Origin of the sequence: Methylopila musalis, assembly GCF_042679725.1 — a bacterium.
In the GTDB taxonomy this organism is placed as follows: Bacteria; Pseudomonadota; Alphaproteobacteria; order Rhizobiales; family Methylopilaceae; genus Methylopila; species Methylopila musalis.
Map to the genome: position 1 here is coordinate 14,189 of NZ_JBHTMX010000003.1, position 21,381 is coordinate 35,569.

The 21,381-nt window shown below is 70.5% G+C and carries 22 protein-coding genes; 5 read left to right on the top strand and 17 right to left on the bottom strand.

The window, feature by feature from the left end; genetic code table 11:
- Window positions 1-5 precede the first annotated feature (5 nt).
- The 9 genes from ACFQ4O_RS01090 to fae all read right to left on the bottom strand — a co-directional run bounded on the left by ACFQ4O_RS01090 (window position 6) and on the right by fae (window position 8,466).
- Complete coding sequence (locus ACFQ4O_RS01090; RefSeq protein WP_378773749.1) at window positions 6-1,394, bottom strand: LLM class flavin-dependent oxidoreductase; 1,389 nt, start codon at window positions 1,392-1,394, stop codon at window positions 6-8.
- Between the two features lie 11 nt (window positions 1,395-1,405).
- Window positions 1,406-2,059, bottom strand: a complete 654-nt coding sequence (locus ACFQ4O_RS01095; protein WP_378773751.1) for a methionine ABC transporter permease — start codon at window positions 2,057-2,059, stop codon at window positions 1,406-1,408.
- Window positions 2,040-3,161: a methionine ABC transporter ATP-binding protein gene (locus tag ACFQ4O_RS01100; RefSeq protein ID WP_378773752.1), complete on the bottom strand. Its 1,122-nt coding sequence runs from the start codon at window positions 3,159-3,161 to the stop codon at window positions 2,040-2,042. Before ACFQ4O_RS01100 ends, ACFQ4O_RS01095 begins: the two co-directional genes overlap by 20 nt.
- Window positions 3,154-3,957 (bottom strand): MetQ/NlpA family ABC transporter substrate-binding protein, encoded by an 804-nt coding sequence (locus ACFQ4O_RS01105; protein WP_378773754.1) that lies wholly within the window; start codon window positions 3,955-3,957, stop codon window positions 3,154-3,156. Before ACFQ4O_RS01105 ends, ACFQ4O_RS01100 begins: the two co-directional genes overlap by 8 nt.
- A 16-nt stretch (window positions 3,958-3,973) precedes the next feature.
- Complete coding sequence (locus ACFQ4O_RS01110; protein WP_378773756.1) at window positions 3,974-4,972, bottom strand: NrtA/SsuA/CpmA family ABC transporter substrate-binding protein; 999 nt, start codon at window positions 4,970-4,972, stop codon at window positions 3,974-3,976.
- Between the two features lie 14 nt (window positions 4,973-4,986).
- Window positions 4,987-5,730, bottom strand: coding sequence for an ABC transporter ATP-binding protein (locus tag ACFQ4O_RS01115; RefSeq protein ID WP_378773757.1), 744 nt, complete (start codon window positions 5,728-5,730; stop codon window positions 4,987-4,989).
- On the bottom strand, window positions 5,727-6,599 hold the full coding sequence (locus ACFQ4O_RS01120; RefSeq protein ID WP_378773758.1) for an ABC transporter permease subunit: 873 nt from the start codon (window positions 6,597-6,599) through the stop codon (window positions 5,727-5,729). The genes ACFQ4O_RS01115 and ACFQ4O_RS01120 overlap by 4 nt, the downstream gene beginning before the upstream one ends.
- Window positions 6,596-7,675 carry an LLM class flavin-dependent oxidoreductase gene (locus ACFQ4O_RS01125; RefSeq protein WP_378773759.1) on the bottom strand — a complete coding sequence of 360 codons (1,080 nt, stop codon included), beginning with the start codon at window positions 7,673-7,675 and terminating at the stop codon, window positions 6,596-6,598. Before ACFQ4O_RS01125 ends, ACFQ4O_RS01120 begins: the two co-directional genes overlap by 4 nt.
- A 281-nt stretch (window positions 7,676-7,956) precedes the next feature.
- Complete coding sequence (fae, locus tag ACFQ4O_RS01130) at window positions 7,957-8,466, bottom strand: formaldehyde-activating enzyme (RefSeq protein WP_378773760.1); 510 nt, start codon at window positions 8,464-8,466, stop codon at window positions 7,957-7,959.
- Window positions 8,467-8,746: 280 nt separating this feature from the next.
- On the opposite strand from fae, the gene ACFQ4O_RS01135 reads away from it, so the two are divergent.
- The 3 genes from ACFQ4O_RS01135 to ACFQ4O_RS01145 all read left to right on the top strand — a co-directional run bounded on the left by ACFQ4O_RS01135 (window position 8,747) and on the right by ACFQ4O_RS01145 (window position 11,698).
- A complete protein-coding gene (locus ACFQ4O_RS01135) occupies window positions 8,747-9,034 on the top strand; it encodes a co-chaperone GroES (RefSeq protein WP_378773761.1) in 288 nt (95 codons plus the stop codon).
- 52 nt (window positions 9,035-9,086) lie between these two features.
- Window positions 9,087-10,712, top strand: coding sequence for a chaperonin GroEL (gene groL, locus ACFQ4O_RS01140; RefSeq protein ID WP_378773762.1), 1,626 nt, complete (start codon window positions 9,087-9,089; stop codon window positions 10,710-10,712).
- Between the two features lie 71 nt (window positions 10,713-10,783).
- Window positions 10,784-11,698, top strand: a complete 915-nt coding sequence (locus ACFQ4O_RS01145; RefSeq protein WP_378773763.1) for an alpha/beta fold hydrolase — start codon at window positions 10,784-10,786, stop codon at window positions 11,696-11,698.
- Window positions 11,699-11,708: 10 nt separating this feature from the next.
- Here the strand turns inward: ACFQ4O_RS01145 and ACFQ4O_RS01150 are convergent, their stop codons facing one another.
- The 7 genes from ACFQ4O_RS01150 to ACFQ4O_RS01180 all read right to left on the bottom strand — a co-directional run bounded on the left by ACFQ4O_RS01150 (window position 11,709) and on the right by ACFQ4O_RS01180 (window position 18,281).
- On the bottom strand, window positions 11,709-13,028 hold the full coding sequence (locus ACFQ4O_RS01150; protein WP_378773828.1) for an LLM class flavin-dependent oxidoreductase: 1,320 nt from the start codon (window positions 13,026-13,028) through the stop codon (window positions 11,709-11,711).
- 110 nt (window positions 13,029-13,138) lie between these two features.
- Window positions 13,139-13,780, bottom strand: a complete 642-nt coding sequence (locus ACFQ4O_RS01155; protein WP_378773764.1) for a 2-hydroxychromene-2-carboxylate isomerase — start codon at window positions 13,778-13,780, stop codon at window positions 13,139-13,141.
- Window positions 13,777-14,514 (bottom strand): ABC transporter ATP-binding protein, encoded by a 738-nt coding sequence (locus tag ACFQ4O_RS01160; RefSeq protein WP_378773765.1) that lies wholly within the window; start codon window positions 14,512-14,514, stop codon window positions 13,777-13,779. Before ACFQ4O_RS01160 ends, ACFQ4O_RS01155 begins: the two co-directional genes overlap by 4 nt.
- On the bottom strand, window positions 14,511-15,269 hold the full coding sequence (locus tag ACFQ4O_RS01165) for an ABC transporter ATP-binding protein (protein WP_378773767.1): 759 nt from the start codon (window positions 15,267-15,269) through the stop codon (window positions 14,511-14,513). The genes ACFQ4O_RS01160 and ACFQ4O_RS01165 overlap by 4 nt, the downstream gene beginning before the upstream one ends.
- Window positions 15,266-16,219, bottom strand: a complete 954-nt coding sequence (locus tag ACFQ4O_RS01170; protein WP_378773769.1) for a branched-chain amino acid ABC transporter permease — start codon at window positions 16,217-16,219, stop codon at window positions 15,266-15,268. The genes ACFQ4O_RS01165 and ACFQ4O_RS01170 overlap by 4 nt, the downstream gene beginning before the upstream one ends.
- Window positions 16,216-17,082 carry a branched-chain amino acid ABC transporter permease gene (locus tag ACFQ4O_RS01175; protein WP_378773770.1) on the bottom strand — a complete coding sequence of 289 codons (867 nt, stop codon included), beginning with the start codon at window positions 17,080-17,082 and terminating at the stop codon, window positions 16,216-16,218. Before ACFQ4O_RS01175 ends, ACFQ4O_RS01170 begins: the two co-directional genes overlap by 4 nt.
- 14 nt (window positions 17,083-17,096) lie before the next feature.
- Entirely contained in the window at window positions 17,097-18,281 is a 1,185-nt protein-coding gene (locus ACFQ4O_RS01180) for an amino acid ABC transporter substrate-binding protein (protein WP_378773772.1), read from the bottom strand.
- 422 nt (window positions 18,282-18,703) lie between these two features.
- On the opposite strand from ACFQ4O_RS01180, the gene ACFQ4O_RS01185 reads away from it, so the two are divergent.
- Window positions 18,704-19,708 carry a hypothetical protein gene (locus ACFQ4O_RS01185; RefSeq protein ID WP_378773773.1) on the top strand — a complete coding sequence of 335 codons (1,005 nt, stop codon included), beginning with the start codon at window positions 18,704-18,706 and terminating at the stop codon, window positions 19,706-19,708.
- Between the two features lie 26 nt (window positions 19,709-19,734).
- Window positions 19,735-20,622: a polysaccharide pyruvyl transferase family protein gene (locus tag ACFQ4O_RS01190; protein ID WP_378773775.1), complete on the top strand. Its 888-nt coding sequence runs from the start codon at window positions 19,735-19,737 to the stop codon at window positions 20,620-20,622.
- A 305-nt stretch (window positions 20,623-20,927) separates the two neighbouring features.
- Here ACFQ4O_RS01190 and ACFQ4O_RS01195 read toward each other — a convergent pair whose 3' ends face one another.
- Complete coding sequence (locus ACFQ4O_RS01195) at window positions 20,928-21,380, bottom strand: winged helix-turn-helix transcriptional regulator (RefSeq protein WP_378773776.1); 453 nt, start codon at window positions 21,378-21,380, stop codon at window positions 20,928-20,930.
- Window position 21,381 lies beyond the last annotated feature (1 nt).

Here is a 21,381-nt window from a genome sequence, read left to right on the forward strand (position 1 = left end):
GGAGACTATTCGGCCGCCTGCGCGAGGGAGCGGGGCGAGCGGAAGCTGGCGGCGGGGTGCGAGGACGGCAGCTTCGGCCCGGCGCCGCCGAGCTTCTCGCGCAGCGTTCCCGGCGTGTAGGCGCGCTTGTAGCGCCCGCGGCGCTGGAGCTCCGGCACCACGTGCTCGACCAGATCCTCGAAGGTCTCCGGGGCGACCGCGGCGGCGAGGTTGAAGCCGTCCACGTCGGTCCCGGCGATCCACGCCTCCATCTGGTCGGCGACCGTCGCGGGCGAGCCGACGAAGACCGGGCCGATGCCGCCGATCCCCACATGCTCGGCGACCTGCCTCACCGTCCAGACCCGGGACGGATCGGCGCGGGTGATGTTCTCGAGCGCGGTCCGCCCGGCGTCGGTCTCCACATGCCGGACCTCGTCGTCCAGCCCGTAGGTGGAGAGGTCGACGCCGGTCCAGCCGGACATCAGCGTCAGCGCGCCTTCGGGGCTGACATAGCGTCGGAAGTCGGCGAGCTTGGCCTCGGCCGCGGCGTCGGTCGGGCCGGTCACGACGGTCGCGAGCGCGAAGACCTTGATGGCGGACGGATCGCGCCCCGCCTCGACGGCGAGACGGCGGATGTCGGCCACGCGCGGTTTGAGCGCGGCGTAGCTCGGCCCGGACACGAACACGCATTCGGCGTGGCGCGCGGCGAAGGCGCGGCCGGCGGGCGACGTGCCGGCCTGGTAGATCACTGGCGTGCGCTGGGGCGACGGTTCGACCAGATGCACCGCGTCGAGCGAGAAGTGCCGGCCGTGATAGACCGCCGGCCGCACCCGCTCCGGATCGGTGAACACGCCGCGCGCGACGTCGCGCACCGCCGCGTCGTCGTCCCAGCTGCCTTCCCAGAGGCTGTAGACCACGTCCATGTATTCGTCCGCCACCGCGTAGCGGTCGTCATGGGCGCGCTGCTTCGTGAGCCCCGCGGCCCGCGCGGCGCTGTCGAGATAGCCGGTGACCACGTTCCAGCCGACCCGCCCGTCGGTCAGGTGGTCGAGCGTCGACATACGCCGCGCGAAGGGGAAGGCCGGCTCATAAGTGAGGTTCGAGGTGACGCCGAAGCCGAGATCGCGGGTGACCGCCGCCATGGCGGACACGATCAGCGACGGGTCGCCGCCCGGCACCTGCGTGCCGTGCCGCAGCGCCGCGTCCGGCGAGCCGCCATAAACGTCGTAGACCCCGAGCACGTCGGCGAGGAACAGCCCGTCGAACAGCCCGGCCTCCAGCGTCTTCGCGAGCTCCGTCCAGTAGGACAGCCGATGATACTCGCCCGAGCGGTCGCGCGGATGCCGCCACAGGCCGGGCGACTGGTGCCCCACCGCGTTCATGGCGAAGGCGTTGAACAGGATCTCTTTGGACACGGGCGGGTTCCTCAGCGCGCCTTCAGGCGGCGCACAGCGAGGTCGCCGGAAAGCTGGACGATCGTGACGAGCGCCACCAGGATGACGATCACGGCGGCCATCACCGTGGTGTCGAAGCGCTGGTAGCCGTAGCGCATGGCCACGTCGCCGAGGCCGCCCGCCCCGACCACGCCCGCCATGGCGGAGGCGCCGATCATGGTGACGACCGTGACGGTGAAGCCGCCGATGAGGCCCGGAAGCGCCTCGGGCAGCAGCACCTGCGTGACGATGTGGCGGCGGCGGCAGCCCATGGCCTGCGCGGCCTCGATCAGGCCCTTGTCCACCTCCCGCAGCGACACCTCGGCGATGCGCGCGAAGAACGGCGTGGCCGAGATCGCGAGCGGCACGATCGCCGCCCAGACGCCGATGGTGGTGCCGGTCAGGAAGCGGGTCACCGGCAGCAGCGCCACCAGCAGCACGATGAAGGGCGTGGCGCGGAAGCCGTTGATGAGCGCGCCGAGAACCCGGTGGAGCGCCGGCGCGGGCGCGAGGCCCCCCGGCTGGGACGTGACCAGCAGCACCGCGAGCGGCACGCCGGCGAGCAGCGCGATCCCCGCCGAGACGCCCACCATCTGCACGGTGTCGAAGAGTGCGCGCCAGAGGCGCTCAACCATCTGCGGCGACATAGCCGATCACCCGTGCGTTCGCGGGAAGGTCGAGGCGCGCGCCGGACTTCACGGCGAGCGCCGCCAGCACGCTCCCCTGCGTGCGCCCGCCGATGCGGTCGAGGGTCGCGGTCAGGATCCGGGCGGACGCCCCCAGCGACGCGGTGATCGCCCCGAGGTCCTGCGCCCGCTCGCCGGTCAGCGACAGCTCCACCAGCGCCTCGCCCCCGTGGCGCGGCGGCGTCGGCAGCACCCGGCCCGCCAGATCCTCCGGCAGTTCGCGGTAGAGCGGCGCCAGCAGGGCCCTGGTGGCCGGATGACGCGGCGCGCCGAACACGCGCCAGACCGGGCCGGTCTCCGCGATCTCGCCCTTCTCCAGCACGAGCACGTCGTCGCAGATGTCGCGGATGACGCTCATTTCGTGGGTGATGAGCAGGATGGTGATGCCGAGCGCGCGGTTGACGTCCCGGAGCAGCGCCAGGATCGACTGGGTGGTTTCGGGGTCGAGCGCGGAGGTGGCCTCGTCGCAGAGCAGGACGTCCGGCCGGCCGGCGAGCGCGCGGGCGATGCCGACGCGCTGCTTCTGCCCGCCGGACAGGCGGCCCGGATAGGCGTCGCGCTTGTCCGCCAGACCTACCAGATCGAGCATCTCGGCGACGCGCGCGTCGATCTCGGCGCGCCGCCAGCCCGCCACCTTCAGCGGCAGCGCCACGTTCTCGGCCACCGTCTTGGACGCGAGCAGGTTGAAGTGCTGGAAGATCATCCCGACCCGGCGGCGCAGGCCGATCAGCGCCTCGCCGTCGAGGGTCCCGACGTCCCGCCCGCCGACGATCACGGTTCCGGAGGTCGCGCTTTCGAGCCGGTTGACGAGCCGCAGCAGGCTCGACTTCCCCGCGCCCGAGCGCCCGATGACGCCGAAGACGCGCCCCTCGGGGATGGCGAGATCGATGTTCTTCAGCGCCCCGATCTCGCCCTTCGGCGAGACGTAGGTCTTGGCCACCCCGCGGAACTGGATCGCGACCGGGGCGTCAGCTGTGGCCCCGCGCGCGTCCGCGCCGCCGTCGTTCTCGGGCGGCGCCCGGTCGCGATCGCGCCACGCGGCGAGGGCCACCGCCTCAGTCATTCAGCCACGCCAGCGCGTAGAGCTTGGGATCGTCCGCGAAGGCTTTCGCCAGCACGGCCCGCACCTTCGGCGACGACTGGTAGACCTCCACGAACGCCTTGAGGTCCGGATCGGCCGCGCGGTCCTTCTTCACCACGAACAGGATCGCGAACCGCTTGTCCTCGATGCCCGAGTAGGCGAGCCCGCTGCGCGCGTCGAAGGCCTTGGAGGCCACGATGAAATGCGGGTAGCCGAGCGCGAGGTCCACGTCGCCGGTGACGCGCACCAGCTGCGGGCCCTCGACTTCGGTGAAGCTCAGGTTCTTCGGGTTCTCGACGATGTCGTCGAGCGAGCCGAGATAGCCGACGCCCTCCTTCAGCTTCAGCAGCCCCGCCTTCTCCAGCAGCAGCAGGCCGCGGCCCTGGTTCACCGGATCGTTCGCGATCGCGACCGTCCCGTTCTGCGGGATGTCGGCGAGGCTCTTATGCTTCAGCGAATAGAGCCCGACATTGGCGAGCGCGCCGACGCCGAGATCGGCGAACTCGTAGCCGCGCTGCTGGATGGCGTTGTCGAGAAAGGGCCGGTGCTGGAAGTAGTTGACGTCGATGTCGCCGGACTGGAGCGCGACGTTGGGGGTCGTCCAGTCCGTGAACTCCACGACCTGGACGTCGAGCCCCTTGGCCTTCGCCTCCTCGGCGGCCGCGGCGATCGAGTCGCCGTAGCCGCCCGGCACCGTGCCGATGCGGATCGTGTCCGCCAGCGCCGGAACGGCGGAGAGCGCGAAGGCCGCAAGCGCGGCGGCGAAAAACGGCCTCATCGCTCCCGCCTCCCCGTCAGACCTGCGCCAGAAGGTCGGTGATCTTGACCTGCTCCGGCAGAACCTTGCGCTCCACCAGCCAGTCGGCCGCCTTCTGCAGCTGCGCCACGAAGGCCTCGTCGGTGACGGGGTGGATCTCGTAGCGGCGCTTCAGCGCGAGGAAACGATCGCGCACCGCGTCGCCGTAGCGGGGCGGCGTGCCTTGGGCGATCTTCTCCGCGTCCTCCGGATGGGCGGTCGCCCAGTCGGCCTCGTCCTGGAACGCCTTGTTGACCAGACGGACGATGTCGCCGTTCTCGGAGGCGAACTTGCGCGAGGTCAGCCAGGTGGTGAAGTCGATCTGGAAGTCGAGGTCGCGCTCCTCGAGGAACACGTCGTGGGCCTTGTACTCATGGCGCGCGATGTCGACGCCGGGGCTCCACATGGACCAGGCGTCGACCTTGCCCGACGCCAGCGCCGGGGCCGCGTCCGGCGGGTTGAGATAGACGAAGTTCACCTTCGAGCGGTCGACGCCGTGCTTCTCCAGCGCCGCGACCAGCAGGAACTCGCCGAGACCGGAGCGGTTCACCGCAACCGACTTGCCGACGAGATCCTCGACCTTGTCGATGCCCGAGCCGTCCTTGGCGATGATCGCCGTGGTGCGCGGCCGGTAGATCAGGAACTGGGTGAAGACCAGCGGCGAGCCGGCGATGATGGCGGCGAGCGCCGGCGTGGTGGAGCCGCCGAACGAGAAGTCCGCGCTGCCGCCCGTGACCGCCTGCAGCGTCGGGGCGTGGTTCGGGAACGGGCCGACCCACTCGACCTTGATCCCCTGGTCGTTGAGCGACTTCTCCAGCGCGCCGCGCTCCTTGGCGATCAGCGTCAGGCCGCCCGAGGGGCCGAAGGTCAGCCGCACCTTGTCGGTGTTGCGCGCCGCCAGCGCGCCGTCGGGCTTGAGGCCGAGCGCGAGCGCGCCGGTGGCGACGGCCGAGGTCGCGATGAAGGAGCGGCGAGAGGGAGTCTTGAAGAACGACATGGTGTTTCAGGCCTTCAGGCGACCGGTTGGGGAGTGGAGGCGGCGTCGGCGGCGCGGCGCGACGGCGCCGGCACACCAAGCTGCGCGAGCAGTTCGCCGCGCACGGCGTCCGGCGTCGTCGCGCCGTCGAGCGTCCGCTCGTAGGCGATCGCGCCGTCGCGCATCAGCAGCACACGGTCGGCGAGCGCGATGGCCTCGTCGACGTCGTGGGTGACGAGAAGGACGCCCGGCCGGTGGCGGGCCACCAGCTCCTTGACGAGCGCCTGCATCTTGAGCCGCGTCAGGGCGTCGAGCGCGGCGAAGGGCTCGTCCAGCAGCAGAAGCTCCGGTTCCTGCACCAGCGCGCGGGCGAGCGCGACCCGCTGGGACTGTCCGCCGGACAGGTTGCGCGGCCAGTCGTCGAGACGTTCGCCCAGCCCGACTTCGGCCAGCGCCTCCGCCGCCCGTTCGCGCGCGCCCTTCTCGGGCTGGCCGAGCGAGACGTTGCGCCACAGGCTGTCCCACGGCAGCAGCCGGTGCTCCTGGAACACCACGGCGGGCCGGCGCGGCGCGTCGACCGCGCCGCCGTCGATCGGGTCGAGGCCGGACAGGGCGCGCAGCAGCGTGGTCTTGCCGCAGCCGCTTTCGCCGAGCAGCGCCACAAACTCGCCGCGCGCGATCTCGAGGTCGAGCCCGTCGATGACGGTGCGCGCGCCGTAGCGGCGGACGAGCCCGCGGACCGCGACCGCGGGACGGTTGGCGACCACCGAGAGGCTCATCGTCCGGCCCCCGCGAAGTTCGGATGCCAGCGCAGCAGGCGCCGCTCCAGCAGCCGGGCGATCGCGTCCGACCCGGCGCCGATGGCGGCGTAGATCACGATCGTCAGCACGATGACGTCGGTGCGCAGGAACTCCCGCGCGTCCATGGCGAGGAAACCGAGGCCGGCCTGCGCCCCCACCGTCTCCGCCACCACCAGGGCGAGCCACGCCACCGCGAGCGCGTAGCGCACGCCGGTCAGGATCGAGGGCAGCGCGCCCGGCAGGATGATCCGGCGGATGGTGGCCCAGCCGGTGAGCCCCTGCACGCGGGCGAGCTCCAGCAGCTTGGGGTCCACCTGCCGGATGCCGAGCACCGTGTTGACGTAGATCGGGAACAGCACGCCGAGGGAGACGAGGAAGATCTTCTGCCCCTCGCCGACGCCGAACCAGATGATGGTCAGCGGCAGCGCCGCGAGGAACGGCACCGCGCGCACCATCTGCACGCTGCGGTCGATCGCGGCCTCCGCGACGCGCGAGAACCCGACCGCGACGCCGAGCGTGAAGCCCAGAAGCCCGCCGATGGCGAAGCCGGTGGCGGCGCGCAGCAGGCTGACGCCGAGATCGGAGAACAGGCTGCCCGCCAGCGCGAGCTTCCACGCCGTCAGCGCCACCTTGCTGGGCGCAGGCAGGATCTGCGGCGCCACATAGCCCGAGCGGCACAGCGCCTCCCAGACGATCAGGACGAGGACCGGCGCCGCCCAGGACAGCGCGAACAGCGCGCCGTTGGAGCGTCCGGCGCGGCGGGCGCGCGGGGCCGGCGGACGGGCGGGCGCCCGCTCCGTCTTGCGGCCCACGTAGGTTTCGGTGAGGCGGATGTCGGCGAGGCTCATAGGGCCTCCGATTTAAGAGCGGGACGGGAGGGGTTCGCGGCGCGGCCGAAGCGCGGGAAAATCTCTTCCGCGAAGCGGCGCTGTTCGGCGCGCAGCGGCTGGAACTGCAGCATGAACAGCTCCACGCCGACGCGCGAAAAGGCGTCGATGCGCTCCGCCACCTGATCGTAGGAGCCGACGAGGCCGGCGGCGGTGCCGCCGTTGGTGCCCACGAAGCTGCGCTGCGCCATGGTCTGGAACATCACCACGTTGGGGTCGGTGTTCGAGGCCTGGATCGCCTTGGCGGGCTTGTCCTTCTCCGCAAGCTCGATCAGCCGGCGGTGTTCGGCCTTCGCCTCCGCCTCGGTCTCCCGCGCGATCACGAAGGCCGATAGGCCGAAGCCGAGCGGCGCGCCGGCCCTCGGACGCGCCTTGAGGTCGCGGATCAGCGCCTCCACGGAGTCGAGCGGCTGGCCGTTGATGAACCAGACGTCGCTGAGGTCGGCCGCAAGCGCCCGCGCCGGCTCGGACTCGCCCCCGAGATAGATCCTCGGCCGGGCGCGGTGGCGGCTCGCGGGGCGCAGCGTGTAGTCGTCGACCGTGAAGTGGTCGCCCCGATGGGTGACGGTCTCGCCGCCGATCAGCCGCCGCACGACGGACAGCCACTCCCGCCCATAAGCGTAGCGGGCGTCGTGCTCCGGGAACGGCAGGCCCGCCTTCTCGAATTCGGCGTGGTTCCAGGCGTTGACGAGGTTCAGGCCGAAGCGTCCGCCGGAAATCTCCTCGATCTGCAGCGCCATCTTGGCGAGCACCACCGGATGGAACAGGCCCGGCTTGATGGCGGAGATCAGCTCGATCCGGCTCGTCACCGCCGCGAGCGCCGCGGTCGCGGTCCAGGAATCCAGCTGGTCGCGCTCGGCGAAATGTGGGTTGACGGTGTGCTGCGCCACCAGCGTGGCGTCATAGCCCAGCGCCTCGGCCTCAAGCACGGTGTCGCGGTTGTGTTCCCACGAGGCGTCATAGGGTTCGAGCGGATCGTGAGCGGCGGCCCGGTTGCCATGAACCGGGGCCCAGATCCCGAAACGGATGTGCGGCACGAGCGACCTCGCCGTCGTCGGTTAAATAATCCACTAAATCGCTATATTAAATAGTGTGATGCTGTCCAGCGCGCGATGCGGGAATTTTGCGATCGAGCGAAAAAGAGCTGGCGTCCGATCGCCGGCGCGGGCGCGGCGAGACAATCCGGCGCGAACGAAGACGGCCCGAAGCCTGCGCTTTGGGCCGTCCGCCGTCATTTGCCGGTCAGGAGAGCGACCAACCGCTGGAACAGGCCTGCCGGCTTGGCGGCAGGCGGGTTCTGCCCAGGGTGGTTTCCGCTCTAGTTGGCGGCGAAGGGGTGCTTCGCGGTCGCGACCTGGGCCACGACGTCCTTGGCCTTCGGCTCGCCGGTGACGGCGCGCTTGAGGGCTTCCTTGGTGGCCTCGTAGTTGTACTGCTGGATCTTGGCGTCGTCGGCCGCTTCCCAGTGGATGAACACGCCGACCGAAATGAACAAGTCGTCGGCTTCGTCCTCGGGGATCACGCCTTCGGCGACCGAGTCCACGACCGCCTTGGCGACGCCGTACTGGGCCGGGCCGAACAGCTGGACGGCCTGACGGGCGTCCTTGATCGTCACCTTGTTGAACAGGATCGTGTTCGGCTTCGCCAGCAGGTTCGGGGTCAGCACCGCGAGCAGCGAGGTGAAGCCGTCCTTGTTGTTGGTGAGCGAGTTGACGAAGGCCGTTTCGGCGGTGGACCCGCGCGGGCCGATGATGAGGTCGATGTGGGCGACTTCATTCCCTTCGCCGACCAGCGACTCGCCGATCAAGGTCTTCGTAATCGTGGCCATGAGCGCACCTTGGTTTGCTGCCGATCCGGACGCAGGCGGCCGCCTGCGTCCGCGCCTCGCTTCGTGAGCGAGAAGAGCCCGATGCTCCGCCACGTCGCCCGGGCCGTCAACATAAATATATTCATTTTATAGATTGACTTGATTTAGTGCGCGGAGTTGGACAGGCTTCGTCGGCGGGAGGGCGCTCTTCGGCGCGACGCCCCCTCAGAACCTCATCGGGACCGCCGGCGACCGGACGCCGGACGCACGGCGCGTCTCACCATCGACGGAGCACCTGCGCATGAGCTTTCGACCGTTGCACGACCGCGTTCTGATCCGGCGCCTCGAAGGCGAGGAGAAGACCAAGGGCGGCATCATCATTCCCGACACGGCGAAGGAGAAGCCGCAGGAGGGCGAGGTCATCGCCGTCGGGCCGGGCGCGCGCGACGAGGCCGGCAAACTGGTGGCGCTGGACGTCAAGGCGGGCGACCGCGTGCTGTTCGGCAAGTGGTCCGGCGTCGAGGTGAAGATCGACGGCGCCGACGTCCTGATCGTCAAGGAAGCCGACATTCTCGGCGTCGTCGGCTGACGCCTTCCGCTTCAAGGCCATGGCCCAGAGCGGCCGTTAGAAGGAGCTTCCCATGCCTGCCAAGGACGTGAAATTCAGCGCCGACGCCCGCGAGCGCCTGCTGCGCGGCGTCGACATTCTCGCCAACGCCGTCAAGGTCACCCTCGGCCCCAAGGGCCGCAACGTGGTGATCGAGAGATCCTTCGGCGCCCCCCGCATCACCAAGGACGGCGTCACCGTCGCCAAAGAGATCGAGCTCGAGGACAAGTTCGAGAACCTGGGCGCCCAGCTCGTGCGCGAGGTGGCCTCCAAGACCAACGACCTCGCCGGCGACGGCACCACCACCGCGACCGTGCTCGCCCAGGCGATCGTCCGCGAAGGCGCCAAGGCGGTGGCCGCGAGCCTGAACCCGCAAGACCTGAAGCGCGGCATCGACCTCGCGGTCGGGGTCGCGATCAAGGACATCGTGGAGCGCTCCAACAAGGTGTCGTCCCCCGACGAGATCGCGCAGGTCGGCACCATCTCGGCCAACGGCGAGAAGGAGATCGGCGACATCATCGCGGACGCCGTGCGGCGGGTCGGCAACGAGGGCGTCATCACGGTGGAGGAGGCCAAAAGCCTCGAAACCGAGCTCGACGTGGTGGAGGGGCTGCAGTTCGACCGCGGCTATCTCTCGCCGTACTTCATCACCAACGCCGAGAAGCTGATCGTCGATTTCGAAGACGCTTACATCCTGATCCACGAGAAGAAGCTCGCGAGCCTTCAGCCGCTGCTGCCGGTGCTCGAAGCGGTGGTGCAGACGGCGAAGCCCCTGCTGATCATCGCCGAGGACGTGGAGGGCGAAGCGCTCGCAACTCTCGTGGTCAACAAGCTCCGCGGCGGCTTGAAGGTCGCGGCCGTGAAGGCGCCGGGCTTCGGCGACCGCCGCAAGGCCCAGCTCGAAGACATCGCCATCCTGACGAACGGCCAGGTTATCTCCGAGGACGTGGGCATCAAGCTCGAGAACGTCACGATCGAGCAGCTCGGCCGCGCCCGGAAGGTGCGGATCGAGAAGGAGAACACCACGATCGTGGACGGCGCGGGCGATCCCGAGGCCATCAAGGGCCGGGCCGCCCAGATCAAGGCGCAGATCGAGGACACCACCTCCGACTACGACAAGGAGAAGCTGCAGGAGCGTCTCGCGAAGATCGCCGGCGGCGTGGCCGTGATCCGCGTCGGCGGCGCGACCGAGATCGAGGTGAAGGAGCGCAAGGACCGCGTCGACGACGCCCTTAACGCCACCCGCGCCGCGATCGCGGAAGGCGTCGTGCCGGGCGGCGGCGTCGCCCTGCTGCGGGCGCGCAAGGCGGTCGCCGAGATCCAGCATGACAATCCGGACGTCCGCGCCGGCGTGCACATCGTGCTGAAGGCGCTCGAGGCCCCCATCCGCCAGATCTCCGAGAACGCCGGCGTCGAGGGCTCGATCGTGGTCGGCAAGATCCTCGAGAACGCGTCGCCCACCTTCGGCTTCGACGCCCAGTCGGAGACCTATGTAGACCTGATCGAGGCCGGCATCCTCGATCCGGTGAAGGTGGTGCGCACCGCCCTGCAGGACGCGGCCTCCGTGGCCGGCCTGCTCGTCACCACCGAGGCGCTGGTGGCGGAGCTGCCGAGGGAGAAGGGCGCCGCCCCGAACCCGGCCGCGGGCCTCGACTACTGACCCCCTGAACGCTCCGCGGTCCGGCGCCTTAAGCCGGGCCGCGGAGCGCGACCGAGACCCGGAGCGCAGCGATGACCGTCAAGACCACCTGGCCCGAAAGCCGTTTCATCCTGATCGGCGGCGTGCGCTACCACTATGTCGCCTTCGGAACCACAGGCCCGACGGTCGTGCTCCTGCACGGCTACGGCGACAGCTGGCGCGGATTCGAGCCGCTGCTTCCGGCCTTCGCGGACGGGTTCCGGGTGTTCGCCCTCGATCAGCGCGGCCACGGGCGCACCGGCGACGCCGGAACCTATGCGGTCGCGGACTTCGCCGACGACGCCATCGCCTTCCTCGACGCGGTCGCCTCCGGCCCCGTCCATCTCGTCGGCCATTCGCTGGGCTCGATCGTGGCGCAGCGCGTCGCGGAGCGCCGGCCCGACCTGCTGCGCAGCCTGACGCTGATCGGCGCCGCGCCGACGGCCGCGGGCAACGCCACGCTCACGGCGGTGCGCGTCGAGCTGGAGGAGCTGGGCGACGTGGTCACGGACGAGTTCATCGACACGTTCCAGACCGCCGAATTCGAGCCCGCCGTGCGGGAGGCGCGCCGGCGGGCGCTGGTCGTCGACAGCCGCCGGCTGTCGGCCCGCACCTGGCGCGAGGCGCTCGACGGCCTCCTGACCGAGCCCGCCGCCGCCGAGCCGGCGACGATCCGCGTGCCGGCGCTGTCGCTCTGGGGCGCGCGGGACGGCGTCTTCAACCGCGGCGCGCAGGTGGCGCTGATGCGGAGCGTGCCCCACATCGAGGCGATCCACTACGCCAGCGCCGGCCACTCGCCGCACTGGGAGATCGCCGGTCAGGTCGCGAGCGATCTGGTGCGGTTCGTCCAGTCCGTCGAAGAGGACGCGGGCTACGCCGAGGCGACGTTCTACGGCGGCGTCTCCGCCTTCGGGCCGCCGCTGCTGCCGGGCGCGCCCACGGAGGCGGCCTACACCGTCGACGCCTGACATAAGGCGCTCAGACGCGCCGGTTCTCCGGGCGCGGGACGCCCAGATTCTCCCGCAGCGTGCGGCCCTCGTAGGCGGTGCGGAACAGGCCCCGACGGCGCAGCTCCGGCACCACTTTGTCGACCACGTCGTCGAGCCCCTCCGGCAGGTAGGGGAACATGACGTTGAACCCGTCGCAGGCGTCCGCCTCGAGCCATTCCTGCATGCTGTCCGCGATCGTGCGCGCGGTCCCCACGAAGGCGAGCCCGGAATAGCCGCCGACCCGATGGGCGAGCTGGCGGATCGTCAGGTTCTCCTGGCGGGCGAAGGACACGATCTTGTCCTGGGTGCTGCGGCTGGCGTTGGTCGGGGGCAGGTCCGGAAGCGGGCCGTCCGGATCGAAACCCGAGACGTCATGGCCGAGCATCGTGGAGAGCGAGCCGAAGCCGCTGTGCACATGCACCAGCGCGTCGAGCGCGCGGCGCTTCTCCTGCGCCTGCTCGACGCTGTCGCCGGCGACGAGGAAGGCCCCGGGCAGGATCTTGATATGGTCGGGATCGCGCCCCGCGGCCGCGGCGCGGCGCTTCACATCGGCGTAATAGGCCTGCCCCTCGGCGAGCCGGCTCGGAGCGCAGAACACGGCGTCCGCGGTCTCGGCCGCGAGCTGGCGTCCCGGATCCGACGCGCCGGCCTGCACGATCACCGGCCACCCCTGCGGCGGCCGCGCGATGTTGAGCGGGCCGCGCACTGAGAAATGCGGGCCCTTGTGGTCGAGCCGCGTCATGCGGTCGAGGTCCACATAGACCCCGGACTCCACGTCGCGCACGAAGGCGTCGTCGGCGAAGGAATCCCACAGGCCCGTCACCACGTCGTAGAACTCCCGCGCCCGGGCGTAGCGCGCGTCGTGCTCCATGTGGTCGTCGAGCCCGAAATTGAGCGCGGCGTCCGGGTTCGAGGTGGTGACGATGTTCCAGCCGGACCGGCCGCCCGAGATGTGGTCGAGCGAGGCGAAGCGGCGGGCGACGTGATAGGGCAGATCGAAGGTGGTCGACCCGGTCGCCACCAGCCCGATCCGCTCCGTCACCGCGGCGAGCGCCGACAGCAGCGTGAACGGCTCGAACGAGGTCACGGTGTGGCTGCGCTTCAGCGCATCCGGCGGCATGTTCAGCACCGCGAGGTGGTCCGCCATGAAGAAGGCGTCGAACGTCGCCTCCTCGAGCCGCCGGGCGAAGCGCTTCATGTGCTCGAAATTGAAGTTCGCGTCCGGATAGGCGCCGGGATAGCGCCAGGCCCCGGTGTGCAGACTGACGGGCCGCATGAAGGCCCCGAGCTTCAACTGCCGCTTCGCCATGCCGTCGTCCTCCGCCGCCTCCGGTCCGCGAGCCCGGACCATGGCCGCGCCTGTTTAAGCCTACGAGACCGCCCGCGTCTTCGGCCACTGGCGTCTCGCCGCGCGGAGCCTCACGCGACCGGCGTGAACGGAACCGGCGCCGGCCGCTCCGTGATCGCGCGCTCCAGCAGATCGAGCCGGTCCTGCCCCCAGAACGGCTCGTCGCGGAAGAAGTAGAACGGGGCGCCGAACAGCTGGCGGGCGATCGCCTCCTCGGTCAGGGCGCCCTCCTCCGCCGCGAGCGTCGGGTCGTCGTGCGCGCGCCGCAGCAGTTCGGCGCCGGGCAGGCCGCTGTCGTCGGCGAGCCGGACCAGCGTCGCCGGATCGGCGATGTCGAGCTCGTCCGCCCACACCGCCTTGAGCCCGGCATGGGCGAAGGCGGAAACGTCGCGGTTCTCGCGCAGCGCCGCCAGCAGCACGCGGTGGCCGAGCGAGGGATCGGCCGGATAGAACTTCGGATGCAGCGTCAGCGGAACGCCCCGGATCTCGCGCCACCGCTTCATCTCCACAAGGCGATAGGCCTGCCGCTGCGTCGGGCGCTCCTTGACGGGCTTTCCGCCCCCGGCGGCGAAGACCGCGAGCAGGTCGATCGGCTTGAACGTGACCTCGGCCCCGGTTCGCCGGACCAGATCCTGGAACGTCAGGCCGCCCACATAGGACCAGAGCGAGATGAAGCTGAAATAGTAGTCGATCCGCGGGCGGTCGTCGCTCATGCGGGCGCTCCTGTGAGGTCACCGAGATAGGCCTTGCGCACCGCCGGGTCGCGGGCGAGGACGGCGGACGGGCCGCCGAGGACGATCCGCCCCCGGTCGAGCACATAGGCGCGGCCCGACAGTTCGAGCGCGGTCACCACGTCCTGCTCGACCAGCAGCAGGCTGAGGCCGTCGCCGTTCACCCGCCGGAGCGTCTCGACCAGATCCTCGACGATGTTGGGCGCAAGCCCGAGCGAGAGCTCGTCGATCATCAGCAGGCGCGGCTGGGCCATCAGGCCGCGTGCGATGGCGCACATCTGCTGCTCGCCGCCGGACAGGGTCGAGGCGTCCTGCCCGCGCCGCTCCGCCAGCCGCGGGAACAGCTCGTACATGCGCGCGATGTCGCGGGCGATCGCCGCGCGCCCGTCGCGGCGGGCGTAGGCGCCGAGCCGGAGATTGTCGGCGACCGAGAGCCCGGCGAACAGCCGGCGGCCCTCCGGCACATGGACCAGCCCGCGCCCGACCAGCTCCCGCGCGGAGGCGGCGCCGACCGGCGCGCCGTCCAGCCGGACGTGGCCGGCGCTCGGCGTCAGAAGGCCCGACAGCGTCCGCAGCAGCGTGGATTTGCCCGCGCCGTTGGAGCCGATCAGCGCCACGATGTCGCCGGCCCGCACCTCGAGCGCGACGTCCGCCAGCACGCCCACGTCGCCATAGCCCGCGGCGAGGCCCGACACGTCGAGCAACGGCGCGGTCATGGCCGCGCCTCCGCGGCGGCGAGCCGTTCGGCGAACCGGCGGCCGAGATAGGCCTCGATCACCACCGGATCGGCCACCACCTCCGCCGGGGACGCGTCGGCGATGACCCGACCCTGCTTCAGCACCACGATCCGGCGGCAGACGCCCGTGACCACCTTCATGAGATGCTCGATCAGCACGATCGCCACGCCCTGATCGGCGATGGCGCGGATCAGCTCCAGCGCGAGGACGATCTCGGCTGGGTTGAGCCCGGCGTTCACCTCGTCGAGGAACAGGATCTTCGGTCCGATCGCGAGGCTCTTGGCGAGTTCGAGCCGCTTGCGGCTGGCGAGGCTGAGCGCGCCGGCGGGCTTCTCCGCCTCGTCGCTCAGCCGGCAGAAGGCGAGATGCTCGGCCGCACGCTCCCGCGCCGCGCCGAGGCTGCGGGCGCCGCCCGCGAACAGGGCCGCAGCCGCCACGTTCTCGAGCGCGGTCATGCGCGGAAACGGCTGCACCACCTGAAAGGTGCGCGCCAGGCCGAGGCGGGCGATGCGGTCCGGCCGCAGATCGTCGATGCGCGCGCCGTCGAGCCGCACGGTTCCCCGCTGGGGGCGATGAACGCCGGCGACCACGTTGACCAGCGTGGTCTTGCCCGCGCCGTTCGGGCCGATCAGCCCGACGATCTCGCCTCGATCGACCGTCAGGCTCACGTCGTCGACCGCCGTGACGCCGCCGAACCGGCGCGTGACGCCCTCGATCCGAAGCAGCGCGCTCACCGCGCGCCCGCCCCGAAACGGCGCCGCGCCAGCCGGACAAGGCCCCACGGCCGCGCGCCGCTGAGGCCCGCCGGCAGGAACAGCACCAGCGCCACCACCACGAGGCCAAGCAGCCCGGCGTGGAATTCGAGCACGTTGCGCCAGATCAGCTCTTCGAGGCCGAGGAACACCACCGCGCCCACCACCGGCCCGAACAGGGTGCCGACCCCGCCGATCAGCGCCATGATGATCGGCTTCACCGACAGCAGCACGTCGAACACGTCGGTCGGGTCGATGTAGGTGACCCAGGAGGCGTAGACCGCGCCCGTGAGCCCGCCGATCAGCCCGGACAGCGTGAAGGCCTTCACCTTGGCGGACCGGGTGGCGACGCCGATCAGCGGCGCGGCGCTCTCGTTCTCGGCGATGCAGCGCAGCGCCACGCCGAGGCGCGAGCGGCTGACGCCCCAGGCGACCACGAGCGCGAAGGCGGCCACAGCGGCGAAGGCCGCGAAGTAGAACGCGGCCTGGGCGCGGGGTCCGCCGAGCGCGATCAGGGGCAGGTTCAGCCCCATGCCGCCGCCGGTGACGTCGGTCCAGGAGTTGCAGAGCTCCCGCAGCACGTCGGCTACCACGAGGCTCGCGATCGCGAAATAGTGCCCCTTGAGATGGAGGATCGCGCCGCCGAGCCCCGCGGCGAACACGGCGGCCAGCGCGCCGGCCCCGCCCCAGGCGAGCCAGAACGGCGCGCCGAAGCCCTGCGCCACGCCGCTCGCATAGGCCCCGAGGCCGAAGAAGGCGGCGGTCGCGAAGGAGGGATAGCCGGCGAAGCCGCCGACCAGATTCCACGACAGCGCGAGCGCGGCGTACATGCAGGCGGTGGCGGCGAGGCGCAGCAGGTAGTTGTCGGCGAGCAGCCCGATGGCGAACAGCGCGCCGAGCCCGCCCGCGATAAGGAGGAGACGGCCGGTCACTGGAATCCGGCCCGGCCCAGAAGCCCCGAGGGCCGCAGCATCAGCAGCAGGATGAGCAGCACGAAGGCCAGCGTTCCGGCGTGTTCGGGGCCGAAGGCGAGCGCGCCGAAGCTCTCGATCACGCCCAGCGCGAAGCCGCCGACCACCACGCCCGGCACGCTGCCGAGGCCGCCGAGAACGCAGATCACGAACGCCTTGCCGAGATAGCCGCTGGAGGCGACGGGCGAGATCGGGAAGATCGCCGCGAACAGCGCCCCGGCCGCGCCGGCCATGAAGGCGCCGAGCGCGAAGGCGAGCGCGTAGATGCGGCGCACGTCGATCCCCATCAGCGCCGCGGCCTCCCGGTCCATCCGGACCGCGACGATCGCCCGGCCGAGCTGGGTGGAGCGCAGCAGCAGCCAGAGCGCCGCGACCAGCGCGAGCCCGACGGCGGTCGCCACAAGCCGGTCGACCGGGACCAGCGCCGGCCCGATCTCCAGCACGCCGAGCGGCGGGTCGAGCGTGATCTTGCGGTAATCGGCGCTGAAGGCCGCCAGCATGACGTTGTCGAGCAGCAGGTTGAGGCCGAAGGTGAGCGTCAGCGTCATTAGCACCGGCCGCCCCATCACCGGGTTCACGGCCACCGTCTGGATCAGGTAGCCGAGCCCGAACAGCGCGAGCCCGGCCACGGGCGCGAACAGGAACGGGCTGACGCCGCAGGCCGCGAAGGCGAAATAGGCCAGATAGCCTCCGAGCACGATCAGCGAGCCGTGCAGGATGTTGATGACGTTCAGCACGCCCCAGACCAGCGAGAAGCCGGCGGCGATAGACGCGTAGAGCCCGCCGAGCGCGAGCCCGTTCAGCAGAACCTGGAGGTAGAGCACGTCGGCGCCGGAGATCAGCCGCCGACGCCGGGCTTGTAGGTCGAGGTCGCCACGCCCGCCGGGAACACCACTTCGACCTTGCCGTTCTGGATTTGGTAGACCGGCGGTACGTAGGAGTTGGCGATGCCGGACGGCGCGAACGAGATCGGCGCGAAGAAGGTCTCGAAGCCGCCCTTCTTCAGCTCGGCGCGCACCGCGTCGCGGTCCTTGGAGCCGGCGCGCTCGACGGCGAGCTGCAGCACCACGCCGACCGCCGCGCCGGAGGCCTGGGTGAAGTCGGGCTCGACGCCGTGCTTCGCCTTGAAGTCCGCGACGAAGACCTTGGTGGAGCCGAACACGTCCTTGCTGGCGTAGTTCAGCACCGGGTGGAACCAGCTCGACGTGGTCACGCCTTCGGCGAGCGGACCCGCGGCCTTGATCCATTCGGGATAGGCCGGCCCGTTGATGCCGGTGAAGGCCTTCGGGGCGATCTTCAGGTCCGCGGCCTGCTTGCGCAGCAGGATCAGGTCGTTGATGTAGCCGGTCACCACCACCCAGTCCGGGTTCGCGGCGCGGAGCTGCGTCAGGGCGGAGGCGTGATCGAGCGTGCCGATGGCGTATTTCTCGAAATACACCACATCGAGGCCGCGCTTCTTCGCCGACTTCTCGAACTCGTTCGCCAGCGACAGCGGGTAGAGGTCGTTGCGCGACAGGATCGCCACCCGCTTCACGTCGCCCGCCTTGACGACGAGGTCGGCGATCGGCTCGCTCAGGGTGGAGTTGTCGGTGTAGATGCCGAACAGGTTCGCGTAGCCCTGATCGAACACCTCCGCCGACGAGGCGGACGAGGCGATCAGCGGCACGCCGTTCTTCTCGGCCACCGCGCTCGCGGCCTTGGTGGCGCCGGAGCCGAAGGGCGAGAACAGGAAGTCCACCTTGTCGTCCGTGATCAGCTTTTCGGCGATCTGCACCGCCTTCGGCGTGTTGGACTGGTAGTCGTAGAACTTGATCTCGACCTTGAGCCGGGCGTCGCCGGCTTTGACCCCGCCGGCGGCGTTCACCTTGTCCAGCCACACCTCGTAGCCCTGGCGCAGCTTGGCGCCTTCGGGCGCGAGCGCGCCGGTGAGCGGCAGCGGCGCGCCGATCACCAGCGTGTCCTGCGCCAGCGACGACGTGGCGAAAGCGGCCGTCAGGGCCGCGGCGAGCAGGGTTTTGAACATCGAGGGAACCGGGAGCAGAGGGAACGGTCGGAAAATCAGATGTCGAAGCGCGCGAGGCCGAACGCTGGCCCGGCGGCGCGGGGCGCCGGCTTTGGGGACGAGGCCGGCCCGGAACTGTCGATCCGCTGCGGCGTCGGCGTGTCGGCGGAACGGACGGCGGCGTTCATCTCAGGCTCCGGACTCGGTCGATCGCACGCCACGGCCAGCGCGCGGAAACGAACGCGCCCATTCAAAATACAAATTCGATCCATTTAGTCAACTGAATGTGACGCGGCCATGCCGGGTTCCGCGCACGCTTCAAACCGGACCATTTGTAACGACGCCGCCCGCGAGATGGTCCACAACCCCATGACGGGAACCCAAACGGGACCTCGGCAGGCCAACCGCCGCGCGACAGAGCGGCCTATCGGGACAGGACCATCGTGACACGCCATGTCGTCTTCGTGGTCCATCCCGACTACGCGCATTACGTGGAGCAGGTGTCGGCTCTGCTCGTCGCACGGGGCGTCCGCGTCGAAACCCTGTGGGTGACCGAGGCCGGCGCCGAGGTCGAGCGTCTGGCCGCGTCGTCGCTGGTCGTGACGGTCCATTCCGTGCGCGCCGACGTGGCGCGGCTGATGAGCGACCTGAAAGGTCGGACCCCGACCCTGACCCTGCAGGACGGCGTCATCGAACATCGCCACGCCAACCACGAGGCGGCCGGCGGCGTGCTTCGCTATCGGCCGCTTCACACCGACCAGATCGCCGTGTTCGGCGCGCGCAGCGCCGGCCTGCTGCGGTCCTTCGGCGTGTCGCCGGACAGGATCGCGGTCACCGGCAGCTGCCGCATCGGCTGGGACGACCCCGTGCGGAAGCCGCCCGCGGACGGCTATCTTCTGATCACCGCGGCGAACCGGCCGGCGTTCGACCTCGCCGGAACGGCCGCGTTCTACCGCGCGCTCGACCGCATTCTCGTCGCCTGCGGCGAGCAGGGCGTCCCGTTCCGCCTCCGGCTCAGCCGCGGCGTAAACGAGAAGGGCGGCCTCTGCCGCATCGGGCTGGTCCGCGACCAGTTGCCCCCAGAACTCGTCCGGCGGTTTCGCGCCACGCCGGTCTCGACCGACAGCCTCGCGGACGACCTTCGCGGCGCGCGGGCGGCGCTGACCACGCCGTCCACCGTGACGCTCGAGGCGATGGCCGCGGGCGTGCCCGTCGGGCATATCGAGTTCGACGACGACACCGCCTTCCTGCATCCGGCGTGGCGCGTACGCCAGGACACCGACGTCGCCGCCGTGATCCGCGACATGATGGCGCCGTCCGACCTGAAGATGATGTATCAGGACTGCCTGTTGCGGGAGAACCTCGAGCCGGGGGATTCCGCGGAACGGATCGTCCGGCATATGGAGCGGATGATGGCCGATCCGCAGCGCGCCTTCGCGGCGCGGTGACGAGGGGCTACGCGCAGGTGTCGTCGATGAAGTTCGGGGTCATGACGTTCGGCTACGGCGCGTCCCTGTCGCAGCGGGAGAAGTTCGACCGGAACGGGTTCATCTCCGTCAACCTCGGCGACTTCGTCCAGACGATCGCGGCGCGCGAGGCGTTCCGCGCCTTCGGCATTCCCGACGCCGAGGTGATCGAGGTCGATCGCGACGCGCTCGCCACCTATGACGGCGAGCCCGTCCGGCTCGTCATGAACGGGTGCTTTTTCGACTGGTGCTTTCCGATCGCCCCGGCGATCACGCCGGTCTTCATCGGCTTTCAGGCGCGCCGGGAGGTGATCCGCAAGCACCTCGCCGAGCTGAAGCGCCATGAGCCGATCGGCTGCCGGGACGACGCCACCGCCGCCGCGCTCACCCGTCTCGGGGTAAAGGCCTTCGTGTCCGGCTGCCTGACCCTGACGCTGGCGCCGCGCGAGCAGACGCCGACGGAGCCACGCACCTTCGTCGTCTATGGCGACGGCGCCGGCGCCTTCCCCAACGAGGTGCTGGGGCTGATGCCGCCCGAGATGCTGGCGTCCGTGGAGTTCGTGCACCAGCGCAAGCTCATTCACGCCTTCCCGCTGTCCGCGCTCGACCGGCGCCATGCGGAGGACCATGCGCGTCATCTGCTGGCGGACTACCGCCGCCGCGCGACCCGGGTGGTGACGTCGCTGCATCACGCGGCCGCGCCCTGCGCGGCGATGGGCGCGCCGGTCATCATCTGCCGGTCGTCGGACAACTCCCGCTTCAGCACGCTGCGCCAGCTCATGCCGTATTTCGTCGCTGGCGACTTTGCCGGGATCGACTGGGATTGCGCTCCGATCGACCTGACCGGCCACAGGACGAAGGCGCTGAACATGCTGTCCAAGGCCCTGTTGCTGTAACGCGTCCCGCCACGATGGGGGACGCTCAGCTCCCACGGCTCTGCCCGAAGCGTGGCGGCGCGACGCTGGTCGACGAGGCCGACCCCGACCAGCGTCGCGCCGAGGCCCATCAAGGACACAGCGCGCAAGGGGCGGATGGACGACCTGCTGTTCCCGATCCGCCACGGCGTGCTTAACGATCCGGGCTACGCCCTGCCGTCGTTCTTCCTAGTCTTACCGGGTGGACCGCCTCGGAGGCCGGCTTCGCCAAGGTCGCCCACCGGCATCCGGGAACGGATGCGGACGAGCGGGACGCCTGACGCCGCTCAGTCGGGCGCGAGCCTGGTCACGCGGGTGTCGCTCCACTCCAGACGCCGCCCGTCCCGCGCCCGCAGCTCCAGCCGGGCGACCGGCGCGCCGCCGTCGGCCTCCACCAGCGACGAGCGAGGCGCATCGGGCGGATAGAGATGGTCTTCGCCCCATTGGCGCAGCGCGACGATGACGAGGAACAGGCCGCGGCCTTTCTCGGTCAGCACGTACTCCCGATAGGCGGAGCCGTCCGAGGCCGGCGCGGTCTCCAGAACGCCCTTCGCCGTCAGGTCGCGCAGCCGCGCCGCGAGCACGCCCTTGGCCACGCCGAGCCCGGTCTGGAACTCGCCGAAGCGCCGCGCGCCGTCGAAGGCGTCGCGGATGATGAGCAGCGACCACCAGTCGCCGATCACGTCCAGCGCCCGCGCCACGGGGCATCCGGCGTCCCACAGGCTGACCCTCTTCACCATG